Source organism: Gracilibacillus boraciitolerans JCM 21714 (assembly GCF_000521485.1).
GTDB lineage: Bacteria > Bacillota > Bacilli > Bacillales > Amphibacillaceae > Gracilibacillus > Gracilibacillus boraciitolerans.
Map to the genome: position 1 here is coordinate 44,530 of NZ_BAVS01000003.1, position 11,420 is coordinate 55,949.

13 protein-coding genes and 3 pseudogenes are annotated in these 11,420 nt (G+C 36.4%); 13 read left to right on the forward strand and 3 right to left on the reverse strand.

Annotated elements, in window-relative coordinates; all coding sequences use genetic code 11:
- Nucleotides 1-56: 56 nt before the first annotated feature.
- Together JCM21714_RS04100 and JCM21714_RS04105 are read right to left on the reverse strand one after the other, a co-directional pair.
- Nucleotides 57-902, reverse strand: a complete 846-nt coding sequence (locus JCM21714_RS04100; protein ID WP_035722053.1) for a DUF2268 domain-containing putative Zn-dependent protease — start codon at nucleotides 900-902, stop codon at nucleotides 57-59.
- Complete coding sequence (locus JCM21714_RS04105) at nucleotides 902-1,600, reverse strand: class I SAM-dependent methyltransferase (RefSeq protein WP_035722055.1); 699 nt, start codon at nucleotides 1,598-1,600, stop codon at nucleotides 902-904. The genes JCM21714_RS04100 and JCM21714_RS04105 overlap by 1 nt, the downstream gene beginning before the upstream one ends.
- 148 nt (nucleotides 1,601-1,748) lie before the next feature.
- Here JCM21714_RS04105 and JCM21714_RS04110 point away from each other — a divergent pair, with 148 nt between their 5' ends.
- The 4 genes and pseudogenes from JCM21714_RS04110 to JCM21714_RS04125 all read left to right on the forward strand — a co-directional run bounded on the left by JCM21714_RS04110 (nucleotide 1,749) and on the right by JCM21714_RS04125 (nucleotide 5,353).
- The gene (locus tag JCM21714_RS04110) at nucleotides 1,749-2,246 is read left to right on the forward strand and encodes an Lrp/AsnC family transcriptional regulator (protein WP_035722058.1); all 498 of its coding nucleotides are present in this window, start codon (nucleotides 1,749-1,751) and stop codon (nucleotides 2,244-2,246) included.
- Nucleotides 2,243-3,408, forward strand: a pseudogene (locus JCM21714_RS04115) (aminotransferase). Before JCM21714_RS04110 ends, JCM21714_RS04115 begins: the two are co-directional and overlap by 4 nt.
- 233 nt (nucleotides 3,409-3,641) lie before the next feature.
- Nucleotides 3,642-4,808: a family 43 glycosylhydrolase gene (locus tag JCM21714_RS04120; protein ID WP_035722060.1), complete on the forward strand. Its 1,167-nt coding sequence runs from the start codon at nucleotides 3,642-3,644 to the stop codon at nucleotides 4,806-4,808.
- A gap of 218 nt (nucleotides 4,809-5,026) precedes the next feature.
- A complete protein-coding gene (locus tag JCM21714_RS04125) occupies nucleotides 5,027-5,353 on the forward strand; it encodes a MerR family transcriptional regulator (RefSeq protein WP_035722062.1) in 327 nt (108 codons plus the stop codon).
- A 25-nt stretch (nucleotides 5,354-5,378) separates the two neighbouring features.
- Here JCM21714_RS04125 and fbpA read toward each other — a convergent pair whose 3' ends face one another.
- Nucleotides 5,379-5,603, reverse strand: a complete 225-nt coding sequence (fbpA, locus tag JCM21714_RS04130) for a Fur-regulated basic protein FbpA (RefSeq protein WP_035722064.1) — start codon at nucleotides 5,601-5,603, stop codon at nucleotides 5,379-5,381.
- A 389-nt stretch (nucleotides 5,604-5,992) separates the two neighbouring features.
- On the opposite strand from fbpA, the gene JCM21714_RS04135 reads away from it, so the two are divergent.
- From JCM21714_RS04135 to JCM21714_RS04165, 9 genes and pseudogenes are all read left to right on the forward strand, one after another.
- The gene (locus JCM21714_RS04135) at nucleotides 5,993-6,190 is read left to right on the forward strand and encodes an MATE family efflux transporter (protein WP_200868431.1); all 198 of its coding nucleotides are present in this window, start codon (nucleotides 5,993-5,995) and stop codon (nucleotides 6,188-6,190) included.
- A gap of 25 nt (nucleotides 6,191-6,215) precedes the next feature.
- Entirely contained in the window at nucleotides 6,216-6,926 is a 711-nt protein-coding gene (locus JCM21714_RS04140) for a Gfo/Idh/MocA family protein (RefSeq protein ID WP_052000378.1), read from the forward strand.
- 35 nt (nucleotides 6,927-6,961) lie between these two features.
- A complete protein-coding gene (locus JCM21714_RS18040) occupies nucleotides 6,962-7,204 on the forward strand; it encodes a hypothetical protein (protein WP_235182600.1) in 243 nt (80 codons plus the stop codon).
- A gap of 61 nt (nucleotides 7,205-7,265) precedes the next feature.
- Complete coding sequence (locus JCM21714_RS04145) at nucleotides 7,266-7,478, forward strand: hypothetical protein (RefSeq protein WP_035722070.1); 213 nt, start codon at nucleotides 7,266-7,268, stop codon at nucleotides 7,476-7,478.
- Nucleotides 7,479-7,620: 142 nt separating this feature from the next.
- Nucleotides 7,621-7,991 (forward strand): annotated as a pseudogene (locus JCM21714_RS19055) (CAP domain-containing protein); the annotation flags it as partial.
- 301 nt (nucleotides 7,992-8,292) lie between these two features.
- Nucleotides 8,293-9,447, forward strand: coding sequence for an MFS transporter (locus JCM21714_RS04155; protein ID WP_035722073.1), 1,155 nt, complete (start codon nucleotides 8,293-8,295; stop codon nucleotides 9,445-9,447).
- A gap of 22 nt (nucleotides 9,448-9,469) precedes the next feature.
- A complete protein-coding gene (locus JCM21714_RS23690; protein ID WP_369403451.1) occupies nucleotides 9,470-9,772 on the forward strand; it encodes an AEC family transporter in 303 nt (100 codons plus the stop codon).
- Nucleotides 9,723-10,379 (forward strand): AEC family transporter, encoded by a 657-nt coding sequence (locus JCM21714_RS04160; RefSeq protein WP_369403452.1) that lies wholly within the window; start codon nucleotides 9,723-9,725, stop codon nucleotides 10,377-10,379. Before JCM21714_RS23690 ends, JCM21714_RS04160 begins: the two co-directional genes overlap by 50 nt.
- A gap of 188 nt (nucleotides 10,380-10,567) precedes the next feature.
- Nucleotides 10,568-11,379: pseudogene (locus JCM21714_RS04165) on the forward strand (basic amino acid ABC transporter substrate-binding protein).
- Nucleotides 11,380-11,420: the final 41 nt, after the last annotated feature.

Here is an 11,420-nt window from a genome sequence, read left to right on the forward strand (position 1 = left end):
TTTACGATATGCAATCCTGATATTTTGGTATGGTCATATGGTAACGGACATTTACACTAATTTTTATCGCTAAAGAGGTCGATGGAAGCAAGAATTTTTTCGTTTGATAACTTTAACAAAGCCTTAGAACCTTGATTATTTTTTGCCATATAACGATGAATAAGATTATAACCAATAAGATATCCAGCATTTTTGGATATGCCACTCCCACCATACATCACCATGTCGTGTTTTAAGTGAGTACGTGGGATATCACTATTTGGTTCTACCCATTTTTTCCACATGTTAAGAAATGTTTGATCGGGTACCCATTTGACGCGCTTGTTTCCATATGATTTGCCCAGTAATTTTCGTACAATCCATTCGGCAATTCCTTCTAATATTACGGCATCTAATAATGTATAGCTGGATTCCTCCTTTGGGAAGTTGTCCAGCCTGCATGTATGACTATATTCATGTAAAAATAATGCTGTCAGCTCTTTTGAGGAAGCTGATGTAGATAAAAATAAAAATAATTTATTAGGGTAGCTTAATCCTGCGTTACTATCAAACCATTCCTTTAATTCCCGAATCTCTTCATTAGATGGCAATACAAAGATATTAGTAGCCGGCCCATCCCAAGTGGCTTTACATTTCTGATACAATCTCTCAATTTTTGAATTATAGTCATTTTTAAGCCAGTCAGTGAGTACGTCAGGTGATGTTTGAGGAGAAAAAAGTCCGTGTCTTAAAAGATGATTCTGAATATCTGGAAGTTCAACATCTGGAAAGAAAGGGGGGGCAAGCGGTTTGCAAATATAGGTCTGATGCAGCTGGTATTTTTCTTGAACACTTTGTTTTGTGGTTTGATTTAATTGTTTTATCAGCTTTTTTAACCCCGACTCTGTATCATGAATTGTCACTATTCATCCCCCACCTTTTTTGCAATGAATAAATATGCCAGCAGTTGATCCTGATACAATTCATTTAAATAATAATGTTCGTATAATGTGGCAAGCATTACTTCATCTATAGGATGTTCCATTTGAATTGAATTGCTTTGTTTACCTACTTGCTGAAATTCTACATAATTATATTGATGAGCAAGCAAAATATTTTTCCACTCTGTTAAGGAATATAGATTTGGCAACAGATAAAAGTCTTTAATCTGCTGTTGATCTTTGCTTAAAAGAATCTCTATTCTAGTCATTTCGAGCAAAACCAGATACCCATTCGGTTTTAATAGTCTAGTTATTTCTTGAAGGCTTTCGTTAACAGGAGTGAATGTAAGAACAGATTCTGCGATGATCAGGTCAAATGACTCAGGCTTATATGGTAGTGATCTGATATCTGCCTGATTAATCTTGATATCTCGTAAATCATCTGTTTGTTTCTTGGCAACAGCAATCATTTCTGGGGGGGAGACGTCTATTCCGTAAATAGTGGCAGGAGTTTTAGAGCGGAGTTGTCGAATGGTATGACCAGCACCACAGCCAACTTCCAGAATCTGCTCCATTTTTGATAGATCTAATTTATCCATCCATATTTCAGTGGTATCCTTCCCTCCCGGATGGGCATAGGCTATTTGTAACTGGTTTAAAAGATGTTGATAAGCATTCATAGCTTCCTTCCTTTCTTTTAGTCTTTCAAGCTTTTACGTTAGTGATGGTTTATATTTGGTTGAAATTGTAGTATGATTAAGTACTAGTAAGAATAAATAATAACAGTTGTAGATAGTGTATACACAACATCTAAAGAAGGTGAATGGATTGGAAGAAAAAGAAATTGAATTATTAAAATTATTAGAGAAAAATGGACGAATTGAAACCGATACAATAAGTAAAATGTTGGATTTGCCTGCAGATACGGTAGAGGAAATGTTAAAAAAATTAGAAAAGGAACATGCCATCCTTGGCTATTCCACTTTAGTAGATTGGTCGAATGTCTATGATTATGAAGGAGTGGCAGCACTTATAGATGTTAAAGTCACACCCGTCCGAGGAGTTGGCTTTGATAAAATTGCATCACGAATTTATCGTTTCCCGGAAGTGAAGGCGGTATATTTAATGTCGGGTGCATATGATTTAAGTGTTTCTGTTGAAGGGAAAACAATGATGGAAGTTAGCCGATTTGTTTCAGATAAATTATCAACATTAGATACAGTCCTTTCTACAACAACCCACTTTATTTTGAAAAAGTATAAACATGATGGCATCATTTTCGATGAAGAGGACGACGATGACAAACGGATCATGGTGACACCATGAGTACTTCCTACTTAGCTAAACATGTAGAAGAATTAAAGCCGTCTGGAATTCGTAAATTCTTTGATTTAGCATCGAAAATGGAAAATGTCATCTCACTTGGGGTAGGAGAACCGGATTTTGTTACACCCTGGAATGTTATCGAGGCAAGTTATCATGCAATGGAGCAGGGTTATACCGCATATACTGCAAATGCAGGTTTGTTGGTATTAAGAGAAGAAATTAGTGATTATTTAAGTAATTCTTTTTCTTTAAGATATAATCCTGAAAATCAAATTTTAGTTACTGTTGGCGCCAGTCAGGCAATTGATCTTGCGTTAAGAGCGATTATTGATCAGGGAGATGAAGTAATTGTTGTAGAACCTTGTTTTGTCTCCTATAGTCCAGCCGTGTCTTTAGCAGGTGGTGTTCCGGTTACTGTGAGTGCAACTCCAGAAAATGAATTTAAAGTGATGCCGGAGCAAGTGGAAGCAGCGATTACATCAAAAACAAAAGCAATTGTTCTGTGCAGTCCAAACAATCCGACCGGGACGGTATTAAGTGAAAAAGAATTGGCTGCGATAGCGGAAGTAGTAAAAAAACATGATCTGATTGTGCTGTCTGATGAAATTTATGCTGAATTGTCCTATGGTGAAATGGCAACGAGCATTGCAGCTGTGAATGGATGATGGATCATACTATTGTTATCTCAGGATTTTCTAAGTCATTTGCGATGACAGGATGGCGATTGGGCTATGCAGCAGGTCCTGTGGAAATTATAAAAGCGATGACGAAAATTCATCAATATACCATGATGTGTGCGCCAACTATGGCTCAACATGGTGCCATAGAGGCGTTACGTAATGGCAACGAAAGTGTAAAAGAAATGAGAACAAGTTATAAGCAGCGGCGAAATTTTGTAGTGAAGGCTCTTAATGAAATGGGCTTAGCATGTCATTTACCTGGTGGTGCGTTCTATGTTTTCCCATCTGTTAAAGCAACTGGATATAGCTCTGAAGAGTTTGCCCAAATGTTACTTGAAGAAGAAAGAGTGGCAGTTGTACCTGGGCATGTTTTTGGTGAAAGCGGAGAAGGATATATTCGCTGTTCCTATGCTACTTCGATTAAGCAACTAGATGAAGCAATGAAAAGAATGAACCGATTTGTCCAAAAACACTGTAAATAACAAAAGCCAACAGCTTAAACAAGCTGTTGGCTTTTGTTACGCGTAGGAAAGCTAAAAACTGATCATTAATGAATAATAAGAAGAAAAAGTACATTAACTGAAAAGTTATTTCTATTCCTACTTTGATTTTAGTTATTAGAATAAGTTGGTATTATTATAGTATAATACTCTAGTTGTAAGTACAAGTTACCTCGTATATAATAGGGATATAGAAGATAGAAGGAGTGTCTCAAATGGAAGTAAAGCGTATACATAATGTTGAAATGACAGTAACAAACGAAAAATCAATAAATTTGCCAAAGCATGTAGATGTAGACTTAAACGACAATATTACCGCCAAGTTTAATGTGAATTGGGAAGAAGTAAACCAAGAAAAGTTAGAAAAGAACGGAAGCATAGAAATAGAGGGTGAAGTGGTGCATAAGGATTATTCAAAGCCTTTTATCGAACAACGCGCAGATCCCTTTTTATATAAGCATTCAGATGGTTATTATTACTTTACTGGTTCGTATCCATTGTATGACCGTGTTGTGCTAAGACGAGCCAAAACAATTGATGAACTTCCACAAGCAGAGGAAAGAGTGATTTGGTGGAAGCATGAATCCGGCATTATGTCAGAACATATCTGGGCACCTGAAATACATTATATTGATGGTAAATGGTATATTTATGTGGCCGCAGGTGATATAGATGATGTTTGGGCTATTCGTCCATATGTATTAGAATGTGATGCGGAAAATCCACTCGAAGGAGAATGGAAAGAAAAGGGTCAGATCAACACAGAATTTCAGAGTTTTTCACTGGATGCGACAACTTTTGAACATCATGGGAAACGTTATCTTGTCTGGGCTCAAAAAGTAGAGGAAGATACTATATCTAACTTATATATCGCAGAAATGAAAAATCCCTGGACCATTAAGAAACAGGTATTTCTTTCAACACCAGAGTTGGACTGGGAAGTAATTGGTTTCGATGTAAACGAAGGCCCTGCGATGATCAAAAATGATAAAAAGATCTTTATCGCATTTTCTGCCAGTGCGACAGATGAAAATTATGCGGTAGGGTTGCTTCATGCAGATATTGATAGTAACCTATTAGATCCAGAATCTTGGATAAAAGAAAAAGAACCAGTACTTGTATCGAGTGAAAACACAAATGAATATGGACCAGGACATAATAGTTTTAGTGTGGATGAGGAAGGCTATGAATTATTGGTTTATCATGCACGTCCTTATAAAGGTTTTAATACGGAAAATCCTTTATATGATCATAATCGACACGCACGTATTCAACGCTTATTCTGGACGAGTGACGGTTTTCCATACTTTGGAGAACCAGGTTATCAATTAGATTTCACTAACCATAAGGCTAAAGCAAAAATTACGCTTAAGCAACATTAAATCAGAATAGAATCATTAGTAAAAAGGTCTGTGCAATTTGTAAAATTATATTGCACAGACCTTTTTATAATTTAAAATAAATGAGTGAAGCTAGGCCATCTGCCCATTTTATTTTTTATGTTAGATTATCTTACAAAGGGTTGTTCAAAATGGAATTTTATAGGTATAATTCTAGCAAGGTCGTATTACAACGGTAAATATATTAGGTGGTGTCTCATATGTCAGAAAGTCCTTCATACAAGGATAGAAAGGTTATTACAATAGGTGTTGTAAGTGAACTAACCGGTTTGTCCGAACGCCAAATTCGCTATTATGAAGAGAGAAAGCTTGTTTTTCCTGAACGATCCCAGAAGGGAAACCGCAAATATTCTTTTACCGATGTTGAACTTTTAATCGATATTGCTAACAAGCGTGAAGAGGGCGTACAAACTTATGAAATAAGACAAGATATGATTCGGGCCGAGAAAAGAAAGGAAAAGAAAATGCGCCAACACCTGTTGCGTGGTGAGATTAATGCAAGATTTGGTATTCAGAAGGAACGATAGCACCACTAAATAAAAGAAGAGAAGCCTAATGAAAATCAAGCTTCTCTTCTTTTGTTTCCGGATTATAACGTGTAAATTTAAGAGGATTTTGCTTTTCAAATTCCAGGCAAAATGTTTCATAATCATGTACAATTTCACTAATAGGTTTGTTATAGAGGTCTTGATCATTTTCGTCCACGATTCCGTTTGCCACCAACTGTTCAATCAAATAAACCTTCTGCTTTTCGACTGCTTCCCGTAAAAAAGCCATATGATTCGCCTCCTGTTTTTATCATAAATCAAAACATGCGTCTCTTTTTTTCTATTCATGAAAAGTATTCCCATCTTTGTTATATGTTATACAAACAAAATCATGTGTTTGTAGCTAAAGTGTGGCTGAACTGTTCTGACTTTGTAATAATAGGAATGTGGGTGGAATGCTTTCTGAGAATAAACGGCTTAATATATACTGTAGAGAAAATGCAAAGAGGTAATATAATAAAAAAATGATTATGCCTTTACTATATGCTAATATTTTATATTCGTCATGGCGTATGTCAATAAACTTTACATATAATTTAATCAATCTCAGTGAGGTGTTTACAAATCTCCAATTCACAAGTGTCAATGTTCAATGCAATCGTTTCAGCTTCGGGAGCAATGTATCAAGTTTTAGCGTTGAATTTGATTTCGTTTTGGATTTTGCGTTATCTGTTAGCATATATATTTTCTGAGATAATAGGTGAAGATGGCATTGCCTATGGAATTGGTGTAAGCTTTATGATAAGTAGTGTGATAGCGCTTTTATATTATTGCTATGGTAAATGGAGAGAAAACGCTTTTTTTCTGAAAAATTAAATGATAAGGGAGTTGGGGGGGAAAGATGATTCGTGTTGGTTTTATTGGGACAGGTGGATTCACTTGTCATCATGTGAATATTCTTAATGAATTGGAAAATATAGAAGTAGTTGGGTTTGTTGGTTCAAGTCACGAAAAGGCAGAAACCTTTGCACAAGGTTATCCAGGCACCTCTGGTTATAGCAGCTTAGAGAACATGATAGCTAACGAACAATTAGATGCTGTTTATATTTGTGTACCGCCGATGGGTCACGAGAATTATGAAGAGCTATTAATTGAGCACAACATTCCATTTCTTGTCGAGAAACCTTTAGGGATAGAAGAAGCTAAGGTCCGCCATATTAAGCATAAGGTAAAAGAAACGAATCATCTAACCTCTGTGGGCTATCATTTTCGATATGCAGACATTATCGATATATTTAAAGATCATTTAAAGAATCAGGAAACAGGGATAGTATTAGGGAAATGGATGGGATCCATGCCTGGGGGGGTGTATTGGTGGAGAAATCAAAAGCAGTCTGGCGGGCAGTTTAACGAGCAGACTACCCATATTATAGATTTAATCCGATATCTGTTTGGGGAAGTGAAATCTGTCTATGCGCAAGAAGTAAATGCCATTACATCAAAAAAAGATTCCTCTGTAACAGTAGCAGATGTTGGTTTGTTTATGTTGACGTTAGAAAGTGGATTACTGGTTCAAGTGAGTAATACAGCTGTTCTGCCGGGGGGGGAATAGGTGAAGTTGGTATAAAAGTGTATACGGAAAAGGGGATGACGGAATGGCAGCCCGGACAATTGGAAATGAAAACTCCAAATAAAGTGGAACGATTTTTAGCAAAGCATAATCCTTATAAAAAAGAAGCAGAGGCCTTTTTTCATGCGGTTGAAACAGGCGATCGCTCAAAAATTTTATCAGATTATGAAGAGGCCTGGCATTCGTTTAAAGTAGCATTAGCTGCCGAGAAATCTATTTCCGAAAAAAGATTAGTCGATATGAATGAAATTTCCGAATAAGATCAGATCGTTTCGTACATAGTAAGCCTACAGGAACAATACAATCCTAGAGGTGATACAAATGTACAAATATCTTATTTTATTCGTTATATTTGGTTTGTTAATAGGCTGTAATCAATCATCGTTAGAACCAAAGGACGAAAATCTACAACCTGAAAATGTAAGCTTTAACGACGAGAATAACAGTGAAGATCCAGTGGTTAGGGAAGAAAGATTACAAGTACCGGTAAACCCGGGCCGTGAACAAAACATTTTTGAAGATGCTACCCCCTAATCAGTGGTTTGGTTTTCGTGACCGCAATGAGCAGGCCGATCAACAAACAGAACAGCCGAATCAACGACAGCAAGAGCAACAAAATCAAGAAAGTTCTGAGCAAAATAAACAGACACCATCTTTTGATGGAGAAGCTTTAGATGACTTTAGACAAAAAGTGATTGAACTGACAAACGAGGCACGAAGTGAGAATGGTGCAAAGGCTTTAAGCTAGATAACGAGTTAGCAGATGTGGCTCAGATAAAATCGGATGATATGGCAGAAAAAAATTATTTTTCCCATACATCTCCGACCTATGGTTCTCCATTTGATATGTTAAAGCAGTTTGGAATGGACTATACTAAGGCATCTGAAAATATCGCTGCCGGACAACAGACACCAGATTCGGTTGTGCAGGGCTGGCTGAATAGTGAAGGCCATCGCAGAAATATGCTTGATGCCGAAGTTACCCATATAGGTGTTGGGTACAGCTCAGACGGAAATTACTGGACACAGTTATTTATAAAGAAATAATCAGGAAAGGGATTAACCAGTTAACAGGTTAACCCCCCCTTTTTGATTTATCCTGGAAAGCACAGGTTATTTTTAAAAAAGTTCCTATAATTAATCTTTAGAGAGATAACATTTCAAAAGAATTTTGGCTTCCCGTGAAGCCAGCAATAATTCCTGTCACCAACAATACTTTTCCAGTGAAGGGGGGGGTACAATCCTATGCTTGATTCGATAACGTTAACTAAACAAACAGCTTTCTTTTCGGTATAATAAGTTTTATAATGATAACTTATTAGTACAACTAGAGAAGGGAGCCGTTTAAGTGAAGCGTGGAGAATCAACTGTACCATTAAAAATGCTCTTATTTTGCTTCCATGGAGCAAATACCATCATTGTAAGTTTCTTACCCTTGTACTTACAATTTAAAGGGCTCACTGGAACAGAAATAGGTTGGGTGCTGGCAATAGGGCCATTCGTTGCTATGTTATCGCAACCGTTTTGGGGGGGATATATGAGTGATAAGTATCAAACGGTTAAAAAGATACTAATGTTATGTTTAATAGCCTTGATTATTAGTAGTTCGGTTTTTTTGCAAATGGAAACGTTACCGTTACTGCTCACTTTTGGAGCTACCTTCTTCTTCTTTGCGGCACCTATTGGGGCATTGGGAGACAGTTTATCTCAAAGGCGGGCAGATCAGTTAGGAATATCTTTTGGTTCGATCAGGACTTGGGGATCCATAGGGTTTGCAACATCATCCTTGATAATAGGTGCGTTCTTATCGCACTTCGGCATTGTATATATGGTCTGGCCATATCTATTATTAGCTGGCGCTGCTTTTATTGTCAGTACCCGATTAATAGATGTGAAGGTGGAGGCACCTCCAATTCAATTTAAAGATATTAACTTACTTGTTAAGAAAAAACCGTTTATTATTTTCCTGGTTTTGATCACATTTATTACGATTTCCCATCGTGCAAATGATAGTTTTATTGGGATTTATATCACCTCTCTTGGAGGATCAGAGGATTTAATCGGCTTTGCATGGTTTGCAGGAGTAGCGAGTGAAGCAATTGCTTTTGCCACGGCCGGTCTATGGTTTCGAAAGTTCCATCCGCTCATTTTTATTGTGGGTGCTGCTTTCATTTATTCGATTAGATGGTATCTCTATGCCATTATTGATGATCCAATGGGAATTATAGCACTACAGTTTCTACATGGCTTAACATTTGGCGTCTTTTATTTAACGGCATTCCAATACGTTACACGAATAATTCCAAAAATGTTACAATCAACAGGACACTTAGTATTTCTTTCGACGTTTTTTGGTTTATCTGGAATTATTGGATCTCTCGTTGGTGGAGTGATTATGGATAGCCTGGGAGGTTCATCTTTATATTTATTCATGGGAATATTAACTACATTTGGGACCATTATGATGTTACTATATCATTTGCTTCCATTTGGAAAATCATAATGTAGACAAAAGGTGATGGGAAATGGAATTTATCGGAGTCCTCATTCCGATCTTTAGTATTTTTGCAATTGGTTATATAGGAATTAAGTTTTTACGAATAGATATAAAGCCTATTTCGACGGTCACATTGTACTTAATGTCACCGTTTTTAGCATTTCGAACTTTTTACCAAAATAATTTAAATATGGATTATGTATATCTTGGTGGCTTCCTATTAGTATTATGTATTATTAGTTTATTGTTTGCATATATTGTTGGCTATTTTCGAAAATGGGATGAGTCGGCTAAAAGTAGTTTTTATTCTTGCCTCTGTTTTTATGAATAATGGTAATTATGGAGCGCCGCTTGTATTATTGGTATTTGGTGAGGAGGGCTTTCACTATGCCATTATACTTATGGTGTTACAAACATTAATTATGTGTACAATAGGTATCTATTTTGCGGCAAAAGGGGGGGGTTCATCTGGCCAGCAGGTTCGTATTTCTCCGCTTAAAGATGTCATTAGAGTTCCGATTGTTTATGGAGCTGTATTAGGGATTATTCTTAATTTACTTGGAATTAAAATAGGCGGACAAATGATGACTGCGGTTGATATGGTGTCAGATGCAACGATTCCCACCATTATGATTGTTCTTGGGATGCAGCTGGCTAAAATTAAATTAAGTGATTTAGAATTTGGTCGGGTGTCATTGGCAGTAGTTTTTCGACTTCTGTTAGCTCCAATTATCGCTTACTTTTTAACATTACCATTACCACTTGATGAAATGGTGAAAGATATCTTAATTCTTACTGCAGCAATGCCAACCGCTGCCAACACAACGATGTATGCTTTGCAATTCGGTTCAAGACCTGGCTATGTATCAAGCGTTACATTAATCACAACAATTTTAAGTATCGTTACCTTACCGATATTATTAATACTATTAGTATGATGGTGAAAAAGAGAGAGATATTAAATGTATTCCTCTCTTTTAGATATCGGATTGTAAAAAGTATTCATTATACAATTATTCAGAATAATTAAAATTTAAAGAATTCGATAAAAACTATTGATCAGAATGGCTTTTTAATATATTATATTTCTTATGAATTGTATAAATATATATTGGAGTGAATATTTATGAATAAACTATCGTTTAAAGGTATCGTTCTTTTCCTGTTAGTAGTCTTAGCAGCATGTGGCACAAGTAATAATGAGGAACAGTCGGAGGGTACTAATGGAACTGATGAAAAACAGACCCTGTCTGTCGTAACAGAAGCAGGCTTCATGCCATTTACTTATTTAGATAAAGGTGAATTAGTAGGCTTTGATATTGATTTATTGGCAGCAGTAATGGAAGAAGCAGGGTATGATTATAAACTGGAGAATGTTGGCTGGGATGCGATGCTACTCTCTGTGAAGATGGAAAGGCTGATCTTGCTATAGCAGGGATTACTGTCAATGAAGACCGGAAAGAATCGTATGATTTTTCCTCGCCATATTTTGAATCCACTCACAAAGTAGTATTTCGCGAAGGTGAAAATATTACCAGTGGTCAAGATATTAAAGATCTTAAAGTAGGGGTGCAAGCTGGTACAACAGGTGCAGAAGCAGTAGAGAAAATATTAGGAAAAAATCACGAATATATTTCTAAATATGATTCTAATACCTTAGCATTAATGTCCTTGCAATCTGGAGATGTCGATGCAGTAGTGACAGATAATGTTGTAGCTGATGAATATGTTGCAAATAATCCTGAAGCTAATGTCGAAATGATTACTGATCCTGAAACATTTGAATCTGAGTTCTATGGAATTATGTTTCCTAAAGGTAGTGAAGTAAAGGCAGATATTGATGCAGCATTACAAACTGTCATTGAAAATGGAACATACACAGAAATTTATCAGGAATGGTTTGGAGCAGAACCTGATTTAGAAGCATTAACTCAATAATTTGAACAAAGCGTAGCGACTTCGTTACGCTTTTCGTTTCA